This is a genomic window from Thermosynechococcus sp. M3746_W2019_013 (assembly GCF_015296045.1).
GTDB lineage: Bacteria > Cyanobacteriota > Cyanobacteriia > Thermosynechococcales > Thermosynechococcaceae > Thermosynechococcus.
Window position 1 is genome coordinate 1 of sequence record NZ_DVDW01000063.1, and the last position, 23,468, is coordinate 23,468.

Sequence of the window (23,468 nt, forward strand, 5' to 3'; positions counted from 1 at the left end):
GGTCAACCTTGTTCTAATTTTTAAGGGCTTAAGCGGACAATCAACTTACTCCTAGGAGCAGTTAGGAGCACTGTTAGAATTGCCCGTTACGATCGTAGAAGTTGTAACACCACCTGCAACCGTTACACAACCTGTTACACCCGTCCCTTGAGGATCATTCGCGCTTGTCTGAGCCATCGCCGAGTTACCAGCATTAGCATTAATCGTAGGAGTTGTATACCCATCAGGTGTCGAGACCCCGAGCTTCAAAGCTGTTACATCAGGAGCGAATTGTGGTTGCTCCAGACGGTAGGCTTGCTGAGCACGGTTGATGGCACCAATCGCATTCTTGGCGCTGGACAGCCGAGCTTTAGATGCTTGGTTGAGCATAGAGGGCAGGGCAATAGCTGCCAGAATACCAATGATGATGACCACCACAAGCAGTTCAATCAGAGTGAAGCCTTCGTTGGCTTTTTTCTTGGCCAGCAGGTGCTGGAGGAATTTAGCTTTCAGTTCGGTTTTCATAGTCTTGAGACTCCTTAGGTCAACAATCTTGTCTCTACGGTTAACATACCCAGCCATTGCCCCAGACTTAACACCCCCCTCAAAAAATTTTTTGCCTCAGGACAGGGTTGCCCTAGCTATGGGGAAGCGATTTGCCGTCTGCTACAGTTGGGGTAGCTGTCTTATTGGGCAATGCAGGCTTATGGAGAATCGTGGCAATGGTTTTGGCTGGGGGTTTCTGGTGGGTGCCCTCTTTGGTGGCATTACTGGCTCTCTGGTCACGCTCCTACTCAAGGACAGACTTGCGGCAGCGTCTACCGACAAGAGCCCACGGATCAAAGATCAGCGATCAGCTCCCCTCCAAGGGAATGACGAGCCTCTGATGGAGGCGATGCGTCTGGAGCTGGAGGCCAAAATTGCCCAGATCAATGAAGCGGTGGATGATCTGCAGAACCGCCTCAGCCATGAGGACCAACCCTAAGCAGCCAACTGGTGGCACTTAGGGATAAACCCAGCTAATATACAAGAAAAGCACAAATAAAAGACTTGAGACATTCGAATGCTGCCTCAAGCCCAGTCGAGTATTTAAGACCAGCTTCACAGAAATAGGGAACTAGTAGGCTAGACCCATGCTGCGGGTGGTTTCTGCACCCAAATAGACACGAATACTCAAAAAGTCAGTAGGGCAGGCGGTTTCACAACGTTTGCAGCCAACGCAATCTTCCGTGCGCGGGGAGGAGGCAATTTGGCCAGCTTTGCAACCATCCCAAGGCACCATTTCCAGCACATCGGTGGGGCAGGCCCGCACACACTGGGTGCAGCCAATGCAGGTATCGTAGATTTTGACAGTGTGAGCCATGTAATAACCGCTCCTAAAACGATCAGGATGACAGGTGGATGCCCTGCCGCCAACTCAGGAAGCCCCTAAGCTACGACAATAAGGGCAGTCTGGAGAGAAATACCGAGATTTAGGATACCGCAGTGGTTGATTGCTGGACGGACTGGATGAGCAAACTTCAAAGAATGTAACTTTTTTGTAAAGTCTAGTAAATTTACCTACTGTGCCTTCAATCTTGGCCAAAACGGTTTTTAATGGCTGCTGCTTGCCGGCGTTGGGGAACTTGAAGCAGTTCTCGGGATTCCAAGTAGAGTGTAGTCGGACGCGTTGTGTGTGGTGGTCAATGTCCTGGAAGTGGTTACCCCTTGCTCTGTGTAGTGCCGGTCTGCTGCCTGTGCCTTCACCCTATTCCTTGGCTCAGACTTCCCCGCGCACAGATGTGATTGCTCCGTGGGAGATCACGACCTATGCCCGTGTAGTTCTCGAAATTGAACCGATTCGCCAAAAATACTATCGCCAAGCTCAGGCAGCTTTCCAAGGTCAAGTGCCCCGAAACTCTTGCTTTGGCATGAATCCCCAAAATATCCCCAGTGGATTGGAGACCATTTGTGCCAACTATGGGCGGGAGGCAATGCAAGTGCTGAGAAAATATAATATGTCCCTAGAGCAATTCAATGCGATTACACTGCGAGCACAGCAAGATGGCGCCTTTAGCCAACGTATCCAGGCCGAAATGCTGCGATTGCAACAACCTTAATCATCAAGTCCATATCAGGTCTGACAGGTGCTCGGCAGCGTTATAGGTGGCTGTAATCAAGGAAATAGATGGGAGGTCTGCCACACTGGATCGCAACTAATGAGAAATGACGAGGACAATCTCCTCCTCTTGATTGTATAGAGTGGGTGGGGCGATCGCCTCGTCATTATCTACTGTTACAGATTGTAACTTCTAGGCAGAGCCACAGCCACAACCTGAGTGGCCACAGCCGTTACTCTCTTTGCAGGTGCCATTGGCACAGACTTCAGAGCAGTAGGGTTTGCCGTCGACCATGATTGCATCGCTGAGGGAGACAATGCACAGGCAGTGGGGACAGGCGCATTTCATTTGGGTAACAGTTGTCATGGCTTTTCCTCCAAATGGCCAAGATCAGTGAGGTTGTTTTCCACCTCTACTTCAATATATCTGAACAACTGTTCATATGTCAATTGGTTATTGCCTAACCAGCGCCTATGATGAAGATATGAATACTCTTGATCCTCATCATCCAGAGGCTTTAGCGCAGGTGAGCGATCGCTTGCTCTCTACGGAAAAAGCCCAGCGGATGGCGCAGTTTTTTGGTCTACTGGCTGACACGAATCGATTGCGAATTGTGGACCTGCTTGCCCAGGGGGAGTTTTGTGTCAGGGATATCGCCGTGGCTCTAGAAATGAGCGAATCCGCTGTCTCCCACCAATTGCGGATGCTGAAGGCGCTGCGACTGGTGCGTTTTCGCCGCCAAGGACGTCATATCTTTTATCAGTTACTAGATCACCATGTCCTCACGCTTTACAAGGCAGCGGCAGAACATTTAGATGAAGAAGAATCAGACACTTCAGGGGGTGGGATCGGGACAGGCCGGTGGTGATGCTGTGCTTGAACCAGAGGGAGCAGCTTCTAAAATTTGGGTTGTGGTCAATGTTGTATACGTCGCGTAGGTACAACCTGTAAATGCCTTTAATTCTGCTCGCTCAGGGGTGGCTTGGAATTGAGCATAGTCACTGTCGGCATGGCTGATTTGATACTCATAGTCGGGTGTATCACTAAAGCCGATTTGTAAACTTGCTAGGTCGTCGGTGAAGGTTGGATTTGCCAAGCGGTAGGCCTGTTGGGCACGGTTAACTGCACCGATATTGGTTTTGGCTTGGGACTCGCGGGCTTTAATGGCCTGATTCAACATCGAGGGGAGGGCGATCGCCCCCAAGATAGCGATAATAATGACAACAACGAGTAGTTCAATGAGGGTTAGGCCTTTGCAGGTAAGGAGCGATCGATAGAACCAAGGCAGGTTAGAACGATAGGGAGACATAGGAATGCTCCAACTTTGGACTCGTCTTTATCCTAAAGTGTTCCCACAGTTCTTCGTGAAATTACAGGGATCTCCTCTAAAGCCCCAGCAGTTTTTTCTTCGCAGCTTGGAACTCTGCCTCTGAGAGCAGACCCTGCTGATACATGGCCATCAGTTGTTGCAGTTGCTCTAACCCCGAGGAACTTGCTGAAGCAGTGGTTTCAGGTGTTGGTTCGGTTTGGGGCAGGGGCGGTTCAGGGGCAGCGGGTGTTGGCATTGGACTAGGAGCTGATGTTCCTTGAGCCAATTGATAGGTTTGGATCACCTCTTGGAGAATCGCGGCTTCCCGCTTGTATTCAAGGCTGTCGCGTCCTCCCGCTTTGTGGAGTTCTTCCTCGCGTTGCTTCAAGTAGTTTAGTAAATGCTCATAGAGAGTTTGCTTTTGCTGGGGGGTTTCTGCGGCTTTGAGAATCACGGTCACTTGGCGCTGAATTTCCTCTAAGTCGGGACGGCAGGCCAGCACCTCTAGGACTTGAGTCACCTCTTCCCAGTTGGCAGCCAGATCCACTTCCTCAAGGCCGACGGCGGTATGGCGGGCATAGCGGATTGTCACTTCACGGGTGGCACGATTTTCCGCCTGTTTCAGAACACTCAGGGCCCGAGCTGTCACTACCAGTTTCAAAAGTTGTGGGTTTTCCGGAAACACATCCCAAAAGGGAGGATCCTTTTGTAGATGCACGGGAATCGGCAAATCGCGGTTTTCTCCTCGCAGGCGGGCCCGCTTGGCGGTAATCATTTGGCCGCGCCAATCTTGATAGGACTGGCGCAGTTCGGGCATGCCTTCAATACAGCGCAATGAAAAGCCCCCCATTTCTTGGACAAAAACAATGCGATGCCGCTCGCGATCGCCTAAAGGCTTGATGTCTTCACTGGTAATACTCTGGCCGTTGGGCTTGACAAGGTTCTTGAGGAGAGGAATGAGCTTTTTGGCAGCCAAATCGGCGGTATTTTCACCCCCCACAATGGCAATATTCGTATTTACGGAGGGGGTAAAGCCGGCATCGCGCCCACTCATCACCGCCTGGGAGAGGAGTAGCAGGGGCTTAGACTTTTGGTAGGCGAGGCGCAGAACACTCAGGATTTCTCCTTCGTCGTTGCGATAGAGCTGTAACAGGCGATCGCAGGCGGTGAGATCCCGCACAAGGCGGCTTTCTTCCGGAGCATTTTGCACGGTGCGCCGTACTGTTTCCTCGATAATCTCAGCCAGGTCACTTTCTTGGACATCCGCCAGTTGCGCCAAATCCAATAGACGCATCACCTCATTGGCAGTGCGGGTTTCCTTCCACAGGGGACTTGCCTCCTGCAACACTGTTGTCGCTGTTGTGGTACAGAGTTGATTGAGGCCAATGGTAAATGTGGACTCTACCCCTGTGTTGGCACCGGCATAGCGCTCGACGAGGTCTTGATAGAGGCCGTTGAGTTCTTGGCGATCGTAAAGCTTCACCCCATTGATCCGCAGGGCATCTGCACTATCGGCTTGACTATCGGCCATTGCCTTGAAGCCATCCCGTAAATTGAGGAGCCGTTGGTTGAGCTTGGCAAGACGTGCTTCCATCCCCTGTAGCCACTCCTCCAATTTGGCCATCACCTCTTTGGCAAGTACCCGTGCTTTGGCTTGAATGATGGCATTGAAACTCCCCTCAATTCCTTCTAGGGCCTGCTGGCAAAATTCCTCCATTTTTGCTTGCTTGGAGATGCCAAACAGGGTACTGAAGTGGTTAATGTCCTGGAGGGCATTTTCGTATTGCCGCTGACGATTGGTGATGTTGGGCTGCCAAGTGTTCTGGAGCTCGCGGTCGTACTTTTCCCTTTGGCTAAGAAAAATCTGGCGAATTTGCAGCAGAAAGGCCTGGGCAAACTTCGGCCCTCGGTTGCGATCTTCAACGATGCGATAGAACTCCTCCTCAAGACTTTGGCGAGCCTGCTGGATGATTTGATTGCGGTTGTCGTACATGCGCTGGAAAAAGTCACCGTGGAGGCGCTCATCGGGGCTTAGTTCGCGCAAGTGGGCAGCTCGGTAATTGTCCACCTGTTCAGTTAGCCAGGGCACAAATTGCAAAATTTTGCCTCTTTCCGCACCAATCATACCCCCCAACCCCTGTTGGGTACATTCAAGGAGGTTTTCACGGCTAATTTGATGGCGCAGATCGTTGACCCAGCGGGAAATTTCCTGCATATAGGGGCGATCGCCGGCTGCCGCCAGGGCCAGCACCAAATCCATATCCAGCAAGTTCATGGGTTTCAGGAGGCTCTGGGTCAGCTCCAACAGTTGCGGCGGCAATTGCACCGATTCATTTAGCCACCAGTGAATAACGTCTTGACAGAGGCGATAGGTCAAGGAGGCGCGAATTTGGGCAATGGGAATTTCAATACTGGAGAGGCCAAAGCTCATGAAGTTTTTGGGGTAGCCGCGCCCGCCGGCATCCTGAGACGCCCAAGCCGCCTTAATGTTGTCCCGAATGGAGCGTTTGTGGGGAGCAAAGTCCGAGGTGAGATCCAAAAAGATATTTTGGGCGATCATTTCGCGGATCTCATCCAGCTTGAATTCACTCTCGCCATTTTTGGTGCCCACGAGGTAGGTAAAGTCAAAGGGAGGGCAGTTGTAACGCACTTCATCGGCCAGGCTACTGCTAAATTGAGCAACGTACTCAGTGCGGTAGTCGGAAAAGTAGCTGAGTTCCATGAGGGCGGCATAGCCATTGGCAAGGACGCGATCGCCGACACTAATAGCAGCAAAAGCATTGGGCATGGGCACAATTCCCGTGACGAGGGGACTCGACTGCCCCTTGAGCCAGTGGCGGACACAATAGCCGAGGTCAATGAGCATGCCGCTACCCGTACCCCCAGAGAGCGAACCGGTAATAAAGACATTGAGGCTACTATTGTTGACCCTGAGGCCGTAGCGGCTTTGCATAAAACTTTCGTGACCTTTGACGCGATCGCTGGCCGCTTGGAACTTTTGTTGAATCGCATGGTAGTTGCAAAAGAAGGCAAAACGACCACAGGCACGGATTTGACCTGCCCCTGCCTCTAGGGCAGTAATGTTGCGCTCCAGTTCCTTGGGAAACCAAGAGGCAATCCAGGGGTAGTTGTCGAGGTTTTGAATAATTTGCTGCACGTTTTTGCCACTGACACTGGCCCAGTGCTTTTCGTTGTCCTTGAGGGGAGATCCAGCGGCGAGGGGATTGCTGACTTTGTAGTCGCGATCGGTGTCAATGGCCAGGAAGCTAATCACAGGAAACTGTTTCAGGCTGCCGTAGGTTTCTTCAACTAAACGCCGCACCCGCGAGAGCACTTCAATGCCTGTGCCACCCACCCCCACAATGACCGTCGGCACAATTGATTTTTCCTCCACCTGTACAGGCATGGTTACTCTCTCCACCGCAAGTCACCCCGATCCTAGCAAGGATGTCCGCGAAATGTTTCATAAGAAAATTTGGCAGCAATGCAATTTGATTGCTTTATCCGCTGGGGGTCACCGCAGCAGCCTGGCGACCTGCGAGCAGTTGGGTGACCTTTTGCAGTAACCCTTGGGGTTGAAAGGGCTTGGTGATGTAGTCATTGGCACCCAGTTGAAAGGCCTTTTGGCGGTGGGTATCCCCTCCCCGTGAAGTTAACATTGCAACGGGTAAATGGTGTAAAGGCGTCGAAAGACGAATCGCCTCTAGTAAGCCATAACCATCGAGGCGGGGCATCTCGATATCCGTGATCACAAGGGAGACTTGATCCCCTTGGCCAAGGAGAAAATCCAAGGCTTCTTTGCCATCGCGGCATTGTACAACATCGTAGCCCGCCTGCCGCAGCACACGATCCAGGAGCCGTCGCACGGTGATGGAGTCATCAACAATGAGCACTTGGGGAATCGTGCGCTGCTGGGGTCTTGCCATGATCGGGGAGGCCGGTACCGCCATGGGCCTAAGCAGCACCGTAAAGTTATCGGGAGCCAGAACCGGCACCACTTCACCGCTTCCCAGAACCGTACACCCCATGACGTAGGGGGGCACGGGTACCGTTTGATCAAAGGGCTTGACCACTAACTCCCGCTCGGCAATAAGATAGTTCACCGCCAAAGCCACCGCCTGACCGGCCACATCCACAACCACACCTACACCAAGGGGCTGCGTTGGCGCACTCAGGGGACGATGATAGGGCAGTAATTGATGCAGGGGGCACAGGGGAATGGATTGTCCTTGCCAATCAATGGTGGGGCTGGGGTGGCGAATATCTGTGTATTCCTTGAGGGCAATGACTTCGCGGATACTCAGGTCTGGGATGGCCAAGGTGAGCTCCCCGACTTGACACAGTACCATGGGCAGCAGACTCAGGGTCAAGGGGAGGGTAAGGGTGAAGGTCGTTCCCTGCTGGGGTTCGGTGGTGATCTGCAGACGACCCCGCGATCGCTGGACTTGCTCACGCACCACATCGAGTCCCACCCCACGACCGGAGAGATCACTCACCTCCTTGGCGGTTGAAAACCCCGGTACAAAGAGAAATTCCAAAATCTGCTCGCGGCTCAGGTGAGGAACTTTTTCGGCAGAGCAAAGCTGCAGTTCCATCGCTTTTTGACTGACCCGTTGCAGATCTATTCCCCGACCATCATCGGCCACCTGAATTTCCACGGCATTCCCCCGCAGTCGCGCCCGTAGCCAAATGGTTCCCGTCGGGGACTTGCCCAGTTGCTGCCGCTGTGCGGGTGGCTCAAGACCGTGGTCAAAGGCGTTGCGCACCAGATGGGTCAGGGGTGCCTTGAGTTGCTGCAAAATCACTTGATCGACAAGGGTATCGCCCCCCTCAATCACCAGTTGAACCGGTTTATGGTGGCGATCGCCCAAGGCTTGCACAGCGGTCACAAACTTTTCTGCCAGTTGGCGAAAGGGCACTAAGCGAGAATTCGTCAGTTCAGCGTAGAGACTATTTAAGTGCTGGCGGTTGAGATCCAGGGCTTCTTGGAGATCGCGGTTGAGCAGATCAATATCGGCGCCTGTCTCCTGAATCCGCACCAGCAATTCTTGAAAATCTTGGAGGGCGGTGTGCAGTTCTGTGTAGTGGTCAAATTGCAGGGCATCAAAGTCATCAACGTCATCAACGTCATCAAAGTCATTGTGGCCATTCGTTGGCCGACCTCGACCGCCAAGGGGGGTGGCCAAGCGATCGTAAACAGTCTGCACCTGATCGCGAATGGGCCGAAATTGCTCAAGGCGGTGCTTAAGTTCGCGATTGGCCCGCAAAAACTGCTGTTGATAGAGGGTGAGGCGTTCTTGGCCAATGAGCAATTCGCTGACAGTGTTACCGAGGCGATCCAGCCGGCTGACGGGAATGCGCAGATAGCTGTCTTGGGGGGGAGTTGTTTCCGCAGGCGGGGTAGGGGTCGGTTCAGGCGGCAGTAACTTGACCAGTTCTGCCTGCTGCAATTGACGACACTCAGCGACAATGGCGGGCACTAATTCCCCAAGGGGCAAATCCGCTGCTAACTTCGGTAATTCGGCGGCCAGTTGCTGCAACCAAGGCAGTGCGTACTGTTTCCCTAAGGTGTGGGCAGTGGCAATTAGGTGAGCCAAGGCCGTCTCCCGCTCTGCATCCGTGGCACTGGCCTCTAGGATCTGCAAGGACTCCTCAAGGGTCTGGGTCAAGGCGGTGCGCAGATCGGGGGGAGCTGCAGTGGGGGGCGAGGGGAGGGCTGAGACGGTGCTGAGGAGTTCCGTGAGGGCTGCAAGAAGGGCTTGATAGGGGGGTGTTGGTGTTAAGGAATGATTCTGTTTGGCGGCGGCCAAGAGTTCTTGGGCTTGCTCAATGCCTTGAACTAGAAGATGATGAGCACGGGGGCGATCGCCCAGGCGACCCTCCTTGAGGGCTTCCAGAACATCCTCTAGGCGATGACTCAAGACCTGTAGCTCACTCAGTTGGGCAATCCCAGCCCCCCCTTTGAGGGAATGCGCCGCCCGCATCAACCTGTTGTAATCCTCAGCCGTATAGTGACGCTCGGGATTGCTGATCACCTCCTCTGCCCATTGTTCGAGGAGCAGTAAATACTCCGGGGCATCCTCGTAGAGGAAGCAATGGCGCGCTTCTTGGGTAATTGCATCAAGCTCAGTCGCATCAAGGGTCATAGGTTACCCGTCCTCAAGGATCCACACGGAACCGCGATACCGAGGCCTGCAGTTCTGCGGCAAGGGCTACTAGACTTTCCATGGCATCCACCACAGCAGCAGCGGCTGAAGTTGTTGTTTGTGCCATCTGGGCAACCCGCTGCATAATCTGCGTCACTTCTGCAGCCGTGGCGGTTTGGGAGGCGGTGCGCTCAGAAATCATTTGCAGTCGTGAATCAATCTGCTGGTTGAGGCGAGCGAGTCCCTGTAACGTTGCTTTGGTTTGACTCACCAACTGGGTGCCCTTGACCACTTGCGCTGTACTGACTTCCATTTCCTGAAGCACCTCAGCCGTCTCCTGCTGAATCCCCGTCACTAACTGTTCAATATCCCGTGTTGAATCTGTGACTCGCTCGGCCAGGCGGCGCACCTCATCGGCCACCACCCGGAAGCCTTGGCCGTGCTCCCCAGCGCGGGCAGCTTCAATCGAAGCATTAAAGGCCAAAAGGTTGGTTTTCTCAGAGATGTTGGAGATGATGTTGATGATTTTGGAGATTTCTTGGGAGGATTCAGCGAGGCGTTTCATTTTCTTGGCAGTCTCGGCCACGCTGAGGCGGATATTCTCCATGCTCTCTACGGTAGTGTCCATAGTTGCATCCCCCAATTGTGCTGCCGTCAGCCCCTCTGCGGCGATCGCTGCTGCTTCTTGGGCAGACTGGGCTACTGCTTGCACTGAGGCGGCCATTGTTTCGACCGCTTCCACACTGCGATCAATGTCGGCAGCTTGCTGGGTTGCCCCGGCAACCAGTCCGGCGATCGCCCCCTGGGTGGTTTGGGCAGCGGTTTGGACTTGGTTGGCAGCGGTTTGGACTTGGACGACAATTTGACGCAAACTACGCACTGTGGCATTGAAAGCATCGGCAATGGAACCCATTTCCCCTTCGTCCACCTTGGCGCGTACGGTGAGATCTCCCCGCTGGGCTCCCTCAATATCCAGCAATAGGTTAATCACTGCCTCCTGCATTTTCATCCGTTCTTGGCGCTGCCGCTGTACTTCCCCTTGACGTTGCGCTTCAAGGGTTTGAATCTGATCCTGCTGCTGCTGGAGCTGAGCGACCAAGACGGCAATTCCTTGGCCAATGGCGGCGAGTTGAGGATCCTTAAACGCAGGCAAGGGGCTATCCCACTCCTGTTGCTGGAGTTGCACTAGCCATGTTTCTAAGGTGTGCAGCCCCTGTCGCAACTGTTTGATTTGACCCCGTCCTAGGGGAATGGGGGTAGCGGCAACGGGAGCACTCGGCAGTGGGGGGAGCGGGGGAGGCGCAGGGCTTGTCTGCAATAGTGCCAAGGCATGGCGGGCACTTTGACCAAAAATTCCCTGATCTGCTGCGGCGATCGCCTGATAAAGGGCTTTGGCGGCAGTGACATCACCCGCCTGTTCTAGGGCAGTGGCTAGGGTTAACTGTACCAAATGATCAGTGGGTTCTTCCTCAAGGAGGGCCCGCAGGGTCGGGATATCCTGAGTGAGAATGGCATTAAAGTAGCGATCGCTCAGGGATGAGGTTGGCGGGGTGGAATTGGCAAGGGAGGTCATAGGGCTGGAGCGGCTGAATGGGCAACAGCTTCAAAAACGGCTTCAACATTCAATAGTAAAATTGGCAGGCGATCCAACCGCACAAAACCCTGCAAATACTGGTGCACCTGCCGTTGAAGTTGCTGAGGCACCGGTTGCCGCTGCTGTGGGGAGACATGAATAATGCCCCGCAGTTGACTCACCACACAAGCCAGTTGACGCGGCGAAGATCCGTCAGTATCGCGCATGACCAGTGCCGTCCAACGTTGGTGGGGCGATCGCTCCCAAGCATGCTCCACCCCCAGCAATTTCAATAGGTCAAGCATCCACAATAACTGCCCCCGGTGGTTACTAATACCCAAAAGAGCAGCTGAAACCCCCGGCACCAGACAAATATCCCGTGGCTCAACGCTTAAAACCTGAGCCGTTTGCCCAAGGGGAATGGCCACATTCACCCGTTGGGGCAGTTCCACATGAAAGTATTCCTGAAGGACTGGGGCACTCACAGACATCATTGAGGCAAGGGAGGTAAGTACTCGTTAATGGTTTCAATTAAATCTTCCGGTTCAAAGGGTTTCGTAATGTAGGCATTCCCCCCCTGACGCAACGCCCAAAAACGATCAAAGTCCTGATCCTTAGAGGAGCAAAAGATAATCGGCACCGTCTTGAGGAGGGAATTCGCCCGTACTTCGCGGCAGAGTTCAAAGCCATTGGCCCCTGGCATCACAATATCGAGGACAATCAAATCCGGTGGCTGATGCGTAGCCAACCATTCCATGGCTTTTTCCGCTGTTTCCGCCACATGGGCCTGGTGTCCCAATTTCTCTAAAATTGAGACAATCATGGTTTGCTCTGTGCGGCAATCCTCAACGACGAGCACCTGCTTCATGAATGACTCTCCATTGCTGCAGTCCGAGTAAATCGCTCCGCTAACGATAGTAACTCCTGCGGGGTAAAGGGTTTCGTTAAATACTCCGTGGCCCCTGCCATCCGTGCTCGAATCCGATCCACTAGCCCGTCGCGCCCTGTGAGCATGACTACTGGCACATCCTTAAGGGCTTCTGTTTGCCGCAGTTGACGGCAGAGCTCATAGCCATCCATTTCTGGCATTGAGATATCCATCAAGACTAAGTCAGGCTTAGTATCATTGAGGGCACTTAGGGCATGGGTTGGTTTCATCAAGCCTAGCACCCGATAACCACAGGTTTCCAAAATCAGGCGGACATTGCGCTGAATGGTGCGGCTATCGTCAATACAAGCCACGATGGGGCGAGTATCACTGGTGGGGATAGTGTAGGGATGCTGGGCAACCAAACCATTGACTAAGGCGGGTTGCAGTAACTGAGCAGTGGCGATCGCCTCCCTGCGCAACTGAGTCGCCACTTCATAGAGTACGGGGGTCTGCTCCAAGAGTTGAGGCAAGGCAGCGGCAATATTGCGGCCATAGTCCATTGGCCACAGATCAGCGGGAACTCGCTCGGTTGTGGTTAGCACCAGTCGTTGCAGCGGCGAGTTCAAATAGGTGCGCACCTGTACTGCTTGGGTAATGGCTTGCCGCAGTTGACTGAGAGTTTCCTTGATTGGCACACAGAGAACCAAGGGATCAAGACCCGCCACCCGCTCCATCTGCAACGCGGCTTGGGGCATAGCAAAGATATGAACCAGCGCTTCTTGACTAAAGAGAAAGAGTAGCCTACGCAGTTGGGGAAGGGTCAATTGCCCCTGTTGCCAAAGACGACAGAGATACTGATACTCCGTTTCATCGGTTGCGAGTGTGGTGCTGAGTTGAGGGCAATAGCGTTGACACAGGTAGTTGAAGCGTTCCTGATGCCCAACAGTGCTATTGGCGTAATGTAGTTGACCATTGCCCACATACAGGTTCCAGCCGATGGAGGGGTCCCTCGGATCGGTAAATATTAAGTGACCGGAGAGGCGATCGCCAATCACCCTCTGAATCACCCGTGCTGGAAATGCCAATGCTTTGTTGCCCACTGGCGCTACTGAACTTGACGTAGGTGTGCTTGCTGTCATAGAAATTGTTCCTTTGACAATCCGATAGATCGCTAATAGTTCGCTGAATCAGTAATAGACAACTGCGGCGTTAAAAGTCTATAAATTTTTTGATATCGTTAAGGCCAGAAGTAAAAGCCTAGAGTACCCAATGCTAAATTCTTAAGCTTGCTGTACAAAGAAAACTGTTTTATTTCCCTTGTTATCAGAATTGAACAGAGACAAGGCAGTGAAAATCGTTTTCACACACGTTCACCGCTTCTGTAGTCGAAAATAATATCATGGAAAGGAAAAACCTGTAGCTACTCCAATTTTTCCAATCATTCCCCCAATCTCTATATTTTTCAGTATTTTTGCTCTATCTTGCATTGTAAAGCTCCTGTCTTCCCGAAAAATGTATTCTACTTAACGTTTCCTTGACGTTCTTTATTAGGATCCTTATAGTTATAGGCTTTTCCTAATGTCCCGCTCCGAATGGTTGACCAGCCTATTCCCGCTTTGGGTAATGCTTACGGCAATTGTGGCGCTAGTGTATCCACCCCTATTTTTGTGGGTCAGCAGCGATCTCATTGTCTGGATCTTGATGATTGTCATGCTGGGGATGGGAATCACGCTGAGTTGGCAGGAGTTCCAGGCTGTGGGGTTAATGCCTCGCACGGTTGCCCTCGGATTTGTTGGCCAGTACGTGATTATGCCGACGGCGGGATGGCTGGTTGCACAGCTATATCAATTGCCCACGCCCTTTGCCGTAGGACTAATTTTAGTCGCTTGCTGCCCTGGTGGAACGGCCTCCAATGTGGTGACGTTTATTGCCCGTGCCCATGTGGCGTTGTCAGTCGTCATGACCCTTTGCTCAACGCTGGCAGCGATTATTTTGACACCCCTATTAACCAAGCTACTGGCAGGTCAATACGTTGAAGTAAACGCCCTGCAACTATTTTGGGGCACAGTCCAAGTGGTATTGCTGCCCATTGTGATCGGCTTAGCTTTGAATACCAAAGCCCCCAACTTGGTGAAAAAAGTGCTCCCTATTTCTCCCTTGATTTCAGTTTTGGGCATTTGTGTCATCTGTGGTGGCGTGTTTGCAGCAAGTGCCAAGGCAATTCTCAGTCATGGTTTGCAACTGTTGGCAGCTGTTGTGTCCCTCCACAGTTTGGGCTTTCTTGGCGGCTACTATCTTGCTCGAGCTGTGGGCTATTCAGAGCGCACCTGTCGGACAATCGCCATCGAGGTGGGCATGCAAAACTCTGGGCTAGGGGTGGCGTTAGCGCGGCAAGCCTTTGCAAATCCCCTCACTGCAGTACCCTGTGCGATTTCGGGGGTGGTGCATTCCCTAATTGGCAGTCTCTTGGCGGGTATTTGGCGGTGGCAGCAGGGAGCAGCAGCTGTTCCAAAAATCTGAGGCTCCTTCACGATAGATTGAAAAATGTTTGCGCCCTGAGTATTGTCATGACAGCTTCTTCTCCCATTTCGACAACAACTGCGCCTTCCCTGACCCCAGTACCAGTACCCCGCTGGGATCTCACTGTTCCGCTGTGGTTGGCGCTGGCGATCGCTGCCGTTGCCACGGTCATCCTCTACATTTTCTTTTTGCCCTTTCAGGGCACCTACCTTGGCCAACTGCTTCTCAATCGCGGCTGGACGCAACCCGTGGCTGTCTTTTTTGCGTGGACGGTTTTGGTGTTTACAATTTTGAAGGCGATTGCTCTGTTTCAACAGACCCCCAGCCTGCGTCAAATCTGGATCCCCGCCAACTACCCCTTCACCGCGATGCGGGATATTTTGCAATTGCAGCAAACCCTTGCCCAACGGCGGACGCTCCTTCCCAATCGCTGTGCTCGTGTTTTAGGGGCATTTCTCAGTAGTGGCCAGCGGGAGATTGCTGTTGAAGCCGCCGCAGAAGACAGTGGCAGTGCCGCAGCCGCCACCGATGCCTCCTATACGATTCCCCGGGTTCTAGTCTGGGCAATTCCCCTGTTGGGTTTTATTGGCACGGTGGTGGGGATTAGCCAAGCGGTCAGTGGCTTTTCCAGCTTTTTGGAGACAGCTCAGGACGTGAACCAAATCAAGGAGGGGATTGGTGGTGTGACGACGGGGCTAGCGGTGGCCTTTGATACTACCCTTGTAGCCTTAGTGCTGAGTGTGCTGGTGATGATCCCAATGGTAATCGTTGAACGCTGGGAGAATAAGTTGCTGCTGCAAATTGACACCTACATTAACGATCAACTGCTGCCCCGCCTCCCCGTTACGAATATGACCGCAGGGGTGGATGGTGAACCCCTCCAACAAGTGATTCAGGAAACTATTCGCACGGCGTTGCCCACAGAAGAAAAGCTGCAAAAACTGTTGGAGAACTTAAATCAACTGGCCCTTACTGTGATCAGGGATCGGCAGCAATTTGTGGCCACGCTCGAGGAGCGGCAGCAACAGTCCATTGAGCAGTTTGAGCGCCTTGTAACCCAGATTCAGCACAGCCAAAGGGAACTGCGGGCGCAGGTCAACCAGGAACAGACCGCCATTGCCCAAGAACTGCGGCAACAGAGCCAGTACATGGCCCAACTTTTGGCCGAGAGCGATCGCACCCTGCAACAGCGGTTACAACTGTTAGAAACCCTCAACCAAGCCCTGCAGGCCCTCGCGGATACAGGGAATCTGCAACTGCTTCTCGATCGCCTCAACGACACGCTGGGGCATCTGCAACCCGTATTACGGCAACTGGCACAGCCCCGACGAATGATGCTGGTGGAGCAACCCGGCTCCTTGGAGGGGGGCGATCGCCCGCTTTAGAGGCTAGACCGCGAGGAACCGCTGAATCACCTCTTGGCTGAGATCACGGGTAGGGCCAGAGGCAACAATGCCCCCCTTTTGCATTGCATAGTACCAGTCCGCCTCACGGACAAAGTGGAGGTGCTGTTCCACTAGGAGAACAGAAATGCCTCGGGCGGCAATAATGCGACGAACCGCCGCCTCAATCTCAAGGATGATCGAGGGTTGAATGCCTTCGGTGGGTTCATCCAGCAAAAGCAGTTTGGGTTCTCCCATTAGGGCGCGAGCGATCGCCAACTGTTGCTGCTGCCCACCGCTGAGATCTCCCCCCATGCGGTGGAGCATTTTCTTCAGGATAGGAAAGAGTTCAAAAATTTCCTCTGAAATCTCCTGTTTTGCCCGCTGACGGGGACGCGCCTCCAAGCCAAGGAGGAGATTCTCCTTCACCGTCAACCGGGGAATAATTTCCCGTCCTTGAGGTACATAGCCAATTCCCAGCTTGGCTCGCTGATCCGGACGCAACGGCAAGAGAGATTCTCCTTGACAGTCCAGCTGGCCGCTGCGGGGCTTGATCAGGCCAATGATTGTTTTCAGGAGTGTGGTTTTGCCGACGCCATTACGGCCAATGAGGCACACCATTTTGCCAGGAGGCACACTCAGGTCAATATCCCGCAGGATATGGCTTTCGCCGTAATAGACATTGAGGCCACGAATGCGCAGCATCCAATCGGCATCCACTGCTGTCCTCGCTAGGGGGTAGTGATCAACGCGAGTCATGGTTGTTGTGCTAAGTCGGATTCTTCGAGGGGAGCACCTAAATAGACTTCAATCACGCGGGGATCATTTTGTACGGTTTCAATAGAACCTTCGCAAAGTACCGAGCCCTCATGGAGAACCGTAACCGTGCGAGCAATTTGGCGGACAAACTCCATATCGTGCTCAATGACAATAATGGAGTGGCTTTCGGCCAGGGCCACTAGAAGCTCTCCCGTTAGGTGGGTCTCCTCATCCGTGAGACCTGCCACCGGTTCATCCACCAATAGCAAATCGGGGGATTGTGCCACCAGCATGCCAATTTCTAGCCACTGCTTTTCACCATGGGAGAGGAGTCCTGCCGGAAAGTTAGCTTTTGGCCGCAGACCAATGATATCAATCAAGCTGTGCAAGCGATCGCGCTCCTCGCGGGACAGTGGCTGAAACAGCATTGCCAAGACACTCTTACGGCGGGCTACTGCTAACTCCAAATTTTCCTGCACTGTTAGGTTGAGATAGACGCGGGGAGTTTGAAACTTGCGACCAATGCCCATACGGGCAATTTGATCTTCGCTATAGCGACGCAGATTGCGCCCTTTGAAGAGCACTCGCCCCTGTGTCGGCTTGACTTTGCCCGTAATCACATCGAGGAACGTGGTTTTACCAGCACCATTGGGGCCAATAATCACCCGTAGTTCCCCCGCCTGCATCTGAAACGAGAGATGATTTAGGGCATTGAAACCATCAAAGCTAACGGTGAGATCCTCAATCTCAAGGATAGGTGTCATGGCAATTATTTGCCCTCCTGCTCGAGAACTTGACGCTCATATTGCACCTCAGGATCAAACTCCAACTCTGGATATGTTGCCACGGGTTGCGGTCGCCCCAAGAGTTTCGCAATCAGGTTGGGGGCTTCGGTGCGCAGCCAGCCAACAATTCCCGTAGGTAGTGCCAACACCACAATTAAAAACAGTGCCCCTTGAAAAAAGAGCCAAATATCGGCAAATTGCTCACTCAACAGACTGCGGGCAAAGTTGACCAAGAGTGCTCCCAGCACGGCTCCAATGAGGGTGGCACGGCCGCCAACCGCCACCCAGATCACCATCTCAATCGAGAAGGCAATGTCCATCGCTCGTGGTGAAATGATGCCTGTGCGCAGGGTAAAGAAAGCGCCACCGATCCCTGCCAAGGCAGCGGAAATAGCAAAAACGAGTACCTTATAACTGGTCGGATTGTATCCTGAAAAACGGACGCGGACTTCATCATCGCGAATAGCAACCAGTAGGCGGCCAAAGCGTCCCATTGTCAGACAACGGCAAAGAAGATAGGCCAAGGCCAAGAAAATTACTGTTATGACATAGAACCAATACTGGGTCTGGGCATTGCGCACAGGGAACCCCAGCAGGGTTTGAAAATCCGTCAGGCCATTGGTGCCGTTAAAAAGTTTTTGCTGACCATTAAAGAAGTTAAAAAAGACGATGATGGCTGCCTGAGTAAGGATAGAGAAATAGACCCCTCGGATGCGGTTGCGGAAGACAAGGTACCCTAAGAGTGCCGCCAATAGGGCTGGGATCAGCACCACTGCTGCGACAGCAAAGGCAAAGGAATAGAAGGGATACCAAAACCACGGCAACTCCGTGACCCCGTAGAGGGACATAAAGTCCGGCAGTGGACTAGGGGCAGTGGTGGGTACCTGTAGTTTCAAATGCATGGCGATCGCGTACCCCCCCAAAGCAAAGAAAATGCCATGACCAAGGCTGAGCAACCCCGTAAACCCCCAAATCAGATCAATCCCCAAAGCCACAATCGCCAGAGCCAGATAGCGGTGCAGCAAATCCAAGCGAAACCCCGGCAACAGAGGTGGCATCACGAAAATCAGGATCAAAGCAAGGATAGCCACCACGATTAACTCGCGACCACTGAGGCGATCTTTCGGAAAAAAGAACTGCGATAGCTTAGGCATCGACCATCCGTCCTTTTTGTGGAAAAAGACCAGCGGGACGCAGTTGTAGGAAAGCAATAATCAGGATGAAGACCATCACCCGTGCCATACTGGTACTAGCAAAAAATTCAAAGAAGTCAAACAGTGCTGTTTGCGGTTCAAGAAAGCGGGTCATCAACCCCGAACCAATGACATAGTTGACAAAGCCAATGCCAAGGGCAGCCACAATCGAACCGACAATTTTACCGACTCCCCCCACGACAACAACCATGAAGGCTTCAACAATGTAGTTCTGACCCGTATTGGGGCTCACAGAACCCAAAAGGCTAATGGCACAGCCTGCTACTCCCGCTAGACCAGAGCCAAGGGCAAAGGTGAGGGTATCAACCGTTTGGGTGGGAATACCCAAGCAGGCACTCATACTGCGGTTTTGAGTTACGGCGCGAATCCGTAGGCCCCATTGCGATCGCAGAAGAAAGAAGTAAATCGCCGCCAGACACACCACCGTCAGGGCAATAATAAAGAGGCGCACAAAGGGAAACTGCACCCCCCAAAGATTCACTCCTCTCCGCAGCCAACTGGGAGCGGTCACATCCACCCCCTGAGCACCAAACCAGGGCTTCGTCATTGCCAGGCCCACCGTGCCCCCAGCCACGAGGCTAGCCGTCAGGCTAATCCCGAAAGAGAGCACCAGTAACACTGGCGATACCCAAGCCTGCCAACGGGGAGCGATCGCCCGTTTAGAGAGGAGCCAGCGGCCACCAAAGAAGAGCAGACAAAAGAGGGCGATCTGCAGCGTCATCTGCCAACTTATACTGCGCACCAACTGTTGCAGGATCAAACTCACACCCCAAGTGGCCAAGAGGGTTTCAAGGGGGCGACCATAGAGATAGCGAATGACTCCCCGCTCAAGAACGACACCGATCCCCGCTGCCACGGCAAAGGCTAAGGGCACTGCTATTAATAGATAGGCATCAAACCAACCCTCCCCCAATTGACGGAAGCCATTTTGTACCACGAGGGTAGTGTAGGCTCCCAGCATCATCAGTTCGCCGTGGGCAAGGTTAATCACGCCCATAATGCCAAAAACAATCGCCAGCCCCAGTGCGGTTAACAGCAACACCGCACCGATACTCATGCCATTGAAGACACTTTCTAGCAAAAAGGTCATGGTTCTAAAACCTGTCAGAAAAAAGCCACCCCAGACAGCCAACTGTGATTGTCAAGCGCCTTAGGGGGCAAAAACTGTTTTTAGGACTACTAAATTTCGGAAATTAGGGAATCAAGCCCCCCCAGCCTTAAATTTGCCGGGGTTATCCACATCAGTGCGCGTCCAATCGCAGGCGAAACCCTTGGTTTCCGCCACAAACTGGTTCCAAGGCAGTGGATCCACGGGCTGGGGTGTGGAGTAAACAATCTTAAAGAGACCATCTTCACCCACCTCACCAATGCGCACTGTTTTGGAAATGTGGTGGTTCGGGAACATCTTCACGGGACCTTCCGGGGCATTAAACGTCTGGCCAATGGCAGCTTGGCGCACTTTTTCCAAATCGTCAGCTGTGCCTGCCTGCTCCACGGCCTGTTTCCAGAGGTGAACGGCAATGTAGGCGGCCTCCATTGGATCATTGGTGACGCGGTTTTGGCCAAACTTCGCTTTGAAGGCCTCGACAAACGATTTATTTTCAGGGGTATCCACAGTCATAAAGTAGTTCCAAGCAGCATACTGCCCCTTGAGGTACTCAACGCCAATGGCTTGAACCTCTTCCTCAGCAATACTGACGGACATCGTTGGGTATTTATCTGGTGTCAGACCTGCTCCCTGCAACTGCTTAAAGAAGGCCACATTGCTATCGCCGTTGAGGGTGTTGAAAATCACACCGCCATCGGGCAAGGCATTGCGAATGCGAGTAATGATGGGCGTGACTTCGGTGTTACCCAAGGGCAGATAGTCTTCACCCACTGTTTCACCACCTTTAGCCGCCAGTTGTGCCTTGATAATTGTGTTGGCCGTGCGGGGAAAGACGTAGTCTGAGCCCACTAAGAAAAATTTCTTACCCTTGTTTTGCAGGAGCCAATCTACGGCAGGTTCGATTTGCTGGTTGGGAGCGGCACCCGTGTAAAAAATGTTTTTCGAGCACTCTTGACCTTCGTACTGCACAGGGTACCAAAGCATGTGATTCTTGGATTCAAAAACCGGCAGTACTGCTTTCCGAGAAGCAGAAGTCCAGCAGCCAAAAACCGCTACCACTTTATCTTGATCGATTAATTTCGTGGCTTTTTCGGCAAAGGTCGGCCAGTCAGATGCCCCATCCTCCAGAATAGGTTGAATCTGCTTGCCCAGAACCCCCCCCGCTTGGTTGATTTGCTCAATGGCCAGTTGGGTAGCATCCACCACACTCTTTTCACTAATGGCCATGGTGCCACTTAAAGAATGCAAAATCCCCACTTTAATAGTGTCACCACCAGCGGCGGTTGGTTGTCCACCACCTCCGGTTTCTGTAGCTGGAGCACACCCTTTAATCAGAAGGCTCGTTCCCAATGCGGCTGAGCCATAGACTAAAAATTTCCGGCGTCCAAGTCCAAATTGTTGAGCCATGGGGTTTTGTTCTCTCGTATAAGCAATAATCTCCCATAGATTAAAAGACATGATTGGTGTAAACTGTACTCTAGGCTACAAAGTTTCAGCGATCGCTCCCCATGGCTAAGTACCCTTTGTCAAGAAGTGGATTGACTGCTAGACAAGTTTAGCTCGGACCTTAGCCCGGTGGCCATTGCATGGGTCGCCCACCCAACAAGTGTAAGTGCAGATGATAGACTGTTTGCCCACCGTCGGGACCATTGTTAATGACAACGCGATAGCCATTCGTTAGACCCTCTGCCTCGGCAATGCGTTTCGCAGTCAGCAGCAGGTGCCCCAGCACGCGGTGATCTTCAGGTTCTGCCAGGCTTAGTTGGGGAATCGGCTTTTTGGGGATCACCAGAATATGTACAGGGGCTTGGGGGTTGATGTCGCGAAAGGCCAGACACAGCTCATCTTCATGGACAATGTCCGCAGGAATCTCGCGGCGAAGGATGCGGCTAAAAATGGTTTCCGTGGTCATGTTTTGCTCCTCACAGATACTTGATAGTTTAGGGATCAACCCAGCGGCCATCGGCCTTGATTAATTCCACAAGGGCAGCCACGCCTTCCGCTTCTGGGACTTTCTTAACTTCCTCACGGCCGCGATAGAGGGAGATGTAGCCCGGCTGTTTGCCCACATAGCCATAGTCGGCGTCGGCCATTTCCCCCGGCCCATTGACAATGCAGCCCATGACGGCAATATTCAGACCCGTCAGGTGTTTGGTAGCTTCACGGACTTTGTGCAGCACTTCCTCAAGGTTAAAGAGCGTCCGCCCACAGGAGGGACAGGCCACATACTCCACCATGGTTCGCCGCAGGCCCAAGGCTTGCAAAATGCCGTAGCAAACCGGAATTTCTTTTTCGGGAGCTTCAGTGAGGGACACACGAATTGTGTCGCCAATCCCTTCGGCAAGGAGGGTGGCAATGCCTGCGGTGGATTTGATGCGGCCATACTCGCCATCCCCAGCTTCGGTGACGCCCAAGTGGAGGGGGTAGTCCATGCCCAGTTCGTCCATGCGCTTGACCATCAGGCGGTTGGCAGCAATCATCACCGGTACCCGTGAGGCCTTGAGGGAAATTTCCAGGTTGTAGAAGTTCAACGACTCGCAGATGCGGATAAATTCCAGGGCCGATTCCACCATTCCTTCTGGGGTATCGCCATAGGTAAAGAGCATCCGCTCAGCAAGGGAACCGTGATTGACGCCAATGCGCATGGATTTGCCCTGATCGCGCAGCGAGATCACCAGTGGCTCAAGGGTTTCGCGAATTTTGGCACCAATTTCCTCAAATTCCGCTTGGGTATATTCAGTGCGATTGGGCTTGGGTTTCTCAAAGACGTAGAGCCCCGGATTGATGCGTACATTGTCCACATACTTGGCAACTTCGAGGGCAATTTTCATGCCGTTGTGGTGGACATCGGCAACAAGGGGCACGGGTTTGTAGGTTTTGTAGAGGCGATCGCGAATCTCTTCCATGGCCTTGGCATGGGCAAGGCTGGGTACTGTCACCCGCACAATTTCACAGCCAATTTCATGGAGACGACGAATGGCGGCCACTGAGCCTTCAATATCTAGCGTGTCTTCATTGATCATTGACTGCACCGCCACGGGATGACCGCCCCCAATGATGACAGAGCCAATGGGCACTGGACGGGTTTTGCGACGGACAATGGCGGTTTCTGTCGGAGTAGCTTGAACAGGACTCGGCAGCGTTTGCATAGGATCTAAGTGGCCAAATTGTGCAACTTCTCCCTTTCAGGATGCCATAGAAGCGGCAAACTGCGGCAGGCGATCGCCCCCCAAGACATTTGCCATAATTCTCTGGGAACTTAAACAATCCTCAAGCGTCGCCTTTGCTATTAGCAGCAGCCTTTAACAACTCTAAGGCTGTTTCCAGCAACTGAATTGCCCTAGCCGGAGGTAAGTGACGCAATTTGCCAAGAATCTCAGCCACCAGTTGTTCTTCTTCTGGATAGGTGACTTCCGTTTCATTGAGGTAGGCCATAAAGCTCTCTAAATTATTAAAGCCAAAAACCCGACTTAACTTTAACAGGTTTGCGGTATTTGGAAATGACACCATATTTTCCCATTTTTGCAAGCAGGTATAGGAGATTCCTAACTCAGCGGCAAAGGCACGTTGACTGCGCATCCCCCGTTTATAACGTAGAAGCTTAGAGAGTTGCTTTTGAGAGAGTGGACTAACCATGGGGAACCGAAATACATCCCTAGACAGGGCATTGTGTTTCTCAATAACTTTACATGTTAATCTCATCTAATAACTTTACATGTTAAT

Annotated in this window: 23 protein-coding genes; 5 read left to right on the forward strand and 18 right to left on the reverse strand. The window is 52.7% G+C overall.

The features are described from left to right. Nucleotides 1-51: 51 nt before the first annotated feature. Nucleotides 52-504 (reverse strand): type IV pilin-like G/H family protein, encoded by a 453-nt coding sequence (locus IGQ16_RS11130; protein ID WP_297061557.1) that lies wholly within the window; start codon nt 502-504, stop codon nt 52-54. A gap of 181 nt (nt 505-685) precedes the next feature. Between IGQ16_RS11130 and IGQ16_RS11135 the strand changes: the two genes are divergently transcribed. Further along, entirely contained in the window at nt 686-964 is a 279-nt protein-coding gene (locus IGQ16_RS11135; RefSeq protein WP_024123838.1) for a hypothetical protein, read from the forward strand. 132 nt (nt 965-1,096) lie between these two features. Here IGQ16_RS11135 and psaC read toward each other — a convergent pair whose 3' ends face one another. Next, a complete protein-coding gene (psaC, locus tag IGQ16_RS11140; RefSeq protein WP_011056855.1) occupies nt 1,097-1,342 on the reverse strand; it encodes a photosystem I iron-sulfur center protein PsaC in 246 nt (81 codons plus the stop codon). Between the two features lie 322 nt (nt 1,343-1,664). Here psaC and IGQ16_RS11145 point away from each other — a divergent pair, with 322 nt between their 5' ends. Beyond that, a complete protein-coding gene (locus IGQ16_RS11145) occupies nt 1,665-2,078 on the forward strand; it encodes a DUF4168 domain-containing protein (protein WP_024123839.1) in 414 nt (137 codons plus the stop codon). 192 nt (nt 2,079-2,270) lie between these two features. Here the strand turns inward: IGQ16_RS11145 and IGQ16_RS11150 are convergent, their stop codons facing one another. Then, on the reverse strand, nt 2,271-2,444 hold the full coding sequence (locus IGQ16_RS11150; RefSeq protein ID WP_024123840.1) for a metallothionein: 174 nt from the start codon (nt 2,442-2,444) through the stop codon (nt 2,271-2,273). A 118-nt stretch (nt 2,445-2,562) separates the two neighbouring features. Between IGQ16_RS11150 and IGQ16_RS11155 the strand changes: the two genes are divergently transcribed. Next, nucleotides 2,563-2,946: a helix-turn-helix transcriptional regulator gene (locus IGQ16_RS11155; RefSeq protein ID WP_051372866.1), complete on the forward strand. Its 384-nt coding sequence runs from the start codon at nt 2,563-2,565 to the stop codon at nt 2,944-2,946. On the opposite strand, the gene IGQ16_RS11160 is transcribed toward IGQ16_RS11155, so the two are convergent. The 7 genes from IGQ16_RS11160 to IGQ16_RS11190 form a co-directional block, all read right to left on the reverse strand. Further along, nucleotides 2,914-3,387 (reverse strand): type IV pilin-like G/H family protein, encoded by a 474-nt coding sequence (locus IGQ16_RS11160; RefSeq protein ID WP_024123842.1) that lies wholly within the window; start codon nt 3,385-3,387, stop codon nt 2,914-2,916. The genes IGQ16_RS11155 and IGQ16_RS11160 overlap by 33 nt on opposite strands. A gap of 76 nt (nt 3,388-3,463) precedes the next feature. Then, nucleotides 3,464-6,793, reverse strand: a complete 3,330-nt coding sequence (locus tag IGQ16_RS11165) for a tubulin-like doman-containing protein (protein WP_297061560.1) — start codon at nt 6,791-6,793, stop codon at nt 3,464-3,466. Nucleotides 6,794-6,887: 94 nt separating this feature from the next. Next, complete coding sequence (locus tag IGQ16_RS11170) at nt 6,888-9,533, reverse strand: hybrid sensor histidine kinase/response regulator (protein ID WP_297061562.1); 2,646 nt, start codon at nt 9,531-9,533, stop codon at nt 6,888-6,890. A gap of 13 nt (nt 9,534-9,546) precedes the next feature. Continuing rightward, a complete protein-coding gene (locus IGQ16_RS11175) occupies nt 9,547-11,106 on the reverse strand; it encodes a methyl-accepting chemotaxis protein (protein WP_024123845.1) in 1,560 nt (519 codons plus the stop codon). Then, entirely contained in the window at nt 11,103-11,591 is a 489-nt protein-coding gene (locus IGQ16_RS11180) for a chemotaxis protein CheW (protein ID WP_024123846.1), read from the reverse strand. The genes IGQ16_RS11175 and IGQ16_RS11180 overlap by 4 nt, the downstream gene beginning before the upstream one ends. 5 nt (nt 11,592-11,596) lie before the next feature. After that, entirely contained in the window at nt 11,597-11,974 is a 378-nt protein-coding gene (locus IGQ16_RS11185; protein WP_024123847.1) for a response regulator, read from the reverse strand. Continuing rightward, a complete protein-coding gene (locus IGQ16_RS11190; RefSeq protein ID WP_024123848.1) occupies nt 11,971-13,116 on the reverse strand; it encodes a response regulator in 1,146 nt (381 codons plus the stop codon). The genes IGQ16_RS11185 and IGQ16_RS11190 overlap by 4 nt, the downstream gene beginning before the upstream one ends. Nucleotides 13,117-13,555: 439 nt before the next feature. Between IGQ16_RS11190 and IGQ16_RS11195 the strand changes: the two genes are divergently transcribed. Together IGQ16_RS11195 and IGQ16_RS11200 are read left to right on the forward strand one after the other, a co-directional pair. After that, the gene (locus IGQ16_RS11195; protein WP_024123849.1) at nt 13,556-14,497 is read left to right on the forward strand and encodes a bile acid:sodium symporter family protein; all 942 of its coding nucleotides are present in this window, start codon (nt 13,556-13,558) and stop codon (nt 14,495-14,497) included. Nucleotides 14,498-14,544: 47 nt separating this feature from the next. After that, the gene (locus tag IGQ16_RS11200) at nt 14,545-15,882 is read left to right on the forward strand and encodes a MotA/TolQ/ExbB proton channel family protein (protein ID WP_297039715.1); all 1,338 of its coding nucleotides are present in this window, start codon (nt 14,545-14,547) and stop codon (nt 15,880-15,882) included. Nucleotides 15,883-15,885: 3 nt separating this feature from the next. On the opposite strand, the gene urtE is transcribed toward IGQ16_RS11200, so the two are convergent. The 8 genes from urtE to IGQ16_RS11240 form a co-directional block, all read right to left on the reverse strand. Continuing rightward, on the reverse strand, nt 15,886-16,584 hold the full coding sequence (gene urtE, locus IGQ16_RS11205; RefSeq protein ID WP_367116131.1) for an urea ABC transporter ATP-binding subunit UrtE: 699 nt from the start codon (nt 16,582-16,584) through the stop codon (nt 15,886-15,888). A 50-nt stretch (nt 16,585-16,634) separates the two neighbouring features. Further along, complete coding sequence (gene urtD, locus IGQ16_RS11210; protein ID WP_297039710.1) at nt 16,635-17,402, reverse strand: urea ABC transporter ATP-binding protein UrtD; 768 nt, start codon at nt 17,400-17,402, stop codon at nt 16,635-16,637. Nucleotides 17,403-17,407: 5 nt separating this feature from the next. Beyond that, on the reverse strand, nt 17,408-18,577 hold the full coding sequence (gene urtC, locus IGQ16_RS11215; protein WP_024123853.1) for an urea ABC transporter permease subunit UrtC: 1,170 nt from the start codon (nt 18,575-18,577) through the stop codon (nt 17,408-17,410). Beyond that, a complete protein-coding gene (locus tag IGQ16_RS11220) occupies nt 18,570-19,727 on the reverse strand; it encodes a branched-chain amino acid ABC transporter permease (RefSeq protein ID WP_024123854.1) in 1,158 nt (385 codons plus the stop codon). The genes urtC and IGQ16_RS11220 overlap by 8 nt, the downstream gene beginning before the upstream one ends. A 111-nt stretch (nt 19,728-19,838) precedes the next feature. Then, a complete protein-coding gene (gene urtA / locus IGQ16_RS11225) occupies nt 19,839-21,152 on the reverse strand; it encodes an urea ABC transporter substrate-binding protein (protein WP_297061570.1) in 1,314 nt (437 codons plus the stop codon). Nucleotides 21,153-21,312: 160 nt separating this feature from the next. Continuing rightward, nucleotides 21,313-21,657 carry a histidine triad nucleotide-binding protein gene (locus IGQ16_RS11230; protein ID WP_024123856.1) on the reverse strand — a complete coding sequence of 115 codons (345 nt, stop codon included), beginning with the start codon at nt 21,655-21,657 and terminating at the stop codon, nt 21,313-21,315. Nucleotides 21,658-21,685: 28 nt separating this feature from the next. Then, the gene (gene ispG, locus IGQ16_RS11235) at nt 21,686-22,894 is read right to left on the reverse strand and encodes a (E)-4-hydroxy-3-methylbut-2-enyl-diphosphate synthase (protein ID WP_024123857.1); all 1,209 of its coding nucleotides are present in this window, start codon (nt 22,892-22,894) and stop codon (nt 21,686-21,688) included. Between the two features lie 121 nt (nt 22,895-23,015). Next, the gene (locus tag IGQ16_RS11240; protein WP_157869603.1) at nt 23,016-23,324 is read right to left on the reverse strand and encodes a helix-turn-helix transcriptional regulator; all 309 of its coding nucleotides are present in this window, start codon (nt 23,322-23,324) and stop codon (nt 23,016-23,018) included. Nucleotides 23,325-23,468: the final 144 nt, after the last annotated feature.

Bases quoted from the DNA above. Each gene is read 5' to 3' on its own strand.
- IGQ16_RS11160 (WP_024123842.1), bottom strand. From the start codon at position 3,387: ATGTCTCCCTATCGTTCTAACCTGCCTTGGTTCTATCGATCGCTCCTT.
- IGQ16_RS11200 (WP_297039715.1), top strand. From the start codon at position 14,545: ATGACAGCTTCTTCTCCCATTTCGACAACAACTGCGCCTTCCCTGACC.
- IGQ16_RS11135 (WP_024123838.1), top strand. From the start codon at position 686: ATGGAGAATCGTGGCAATGGTTTTGGCTGGGGGTTTCTGGTGGGTGCC.
- IGQ16_RS11170 (WP_297061562.1), bottom strand. From the start codon at position 9,533: ATGACCCTTGATGCGACTGAGCTTGATGCAATTACCCAAGAAGCGCGC.
- IGQ16_RS11150 (WP_024123840.1), bottom strand. From the start codon at position 2,444: ATGACAACTGTTACCCAAATGAAATGCGCCTGTCCCCACTGCCTGTGC.
- IGQ16_RS11195 (WP_024123849.1), top strand. From the start codon at position 13,556: ATGTCCCGCTCCGAATGGTTGACCAGCCTATTCCCGCTTTGGGTAATG.
- IGQ16_RS11155 (WP_051372866.1), top strand. From the start codon at position 2,563: ATGAATACTCTTGATCCTCATCATCCAGAGGCTTTAGCGCAGGTGAGC.
- IGQ16_RS11230 (WP_024123856.1), bottom strand. From the start codon at position 21,657: ATGACCACGGAAACCATTTTTAGCCGCATCCTTCGCCGCGAGATTCCT.
- IGQ16_RS11165 (WP_297061560.1), bottom strand. From the start codon at position 6,793: ATGCCTGTACAGGTGGAGGAAAAATCAATTGTGCCGACGGTCATTGTG.
- ispG (WP_024123857.1), bottom strand. From the start codon at position 22,894: ATGCAAACGCTGCCGAGTCCTGTTCAAGCTACTCCGACAGAAACCGCC.
- urtD (WP_297039710.1), bottom strand. From the start codon at position 17,402: ATGACACCTATCCTTGAGATTGAGGATCTCACCGTTAGCTTTGATGGT.
- urtE (WP_367116131.1), bottom strand. From the start codon at position 16,584: ATGCTGCGCATTCGTGGCCTCAATGTCTATTACGGCGAAAGCCATATC.
- urtC (WP_024123853.1), bottom strand. From the start codon at position 18,577: ATGCCTAAGCTATCGCAGTTCTTTTTTCCGAAAGATCGCCTCAGTGGT.
- IGQ16_RS11220 (WP_024123854.1), bottom strand. From the start codon at position 19,727: ATGACCTTTTTGCTAGAAAGTGTCTTCAATGGCATGAGTATCGGTGCG.
- IGQ16_RS11130 (WP_297061557.1), bottom strand. From the start codon at position 504: ATGAAAACCGAACTGAAAGCTAAATTCCTCCAGCACCTGCTGGCCAAG.
- IGQ16_RS11190 (WP_024123848.1), bottom strand. From the start codon at position 13,116: ATGACAGCAAGCACACCTACGTCAAGTTCAGTAGCGCCAGTGGGCAAC.
- urtA (WP_297061570.1), bottom strand. From the start codon at position 21,152: ATGGCTCAACAATTTGGACTTGGACGCCGGAAATTTTTAGTCTATGGC.
- IGQ16_RS11185 (WP_024123847.1), bottom strand. From the start codon at position 11,974: ATGAAGCAGGTGCTCGTCGTTGAGGATTGCCGCACAGAGCAAACCATG.
- IGQ16_RS11145 (WP_024123839.1), top strand. From the start codon at position 1,665: ATGTCCTGGAAGTGGTTACCCCTTGCTCTGTGTAGTGCCGGTCTGCTG.
- IGQ16_RS11175 (WP_024123845.1), bottom strand. From the start codon at position 11,106: ATGACCTCCCTTGCCAATTCCACCCCGCCAACCTCATCCCTGAGCGAT.
- psaC (WP_011056855.1), bottom strand. From the start codon at position 1,342: ATGGCTCACACTGTCAAAATCTACGATACCTGCATTGGCTGCACCCAG.
- IGQ16_RS11240 (WP_157869603.1), bottom strand. From the start codon at position 23,324: ATGCGCAGTCAACGTGCCTTTGCCGCTGAGTTAGGAATCTCCTATACC.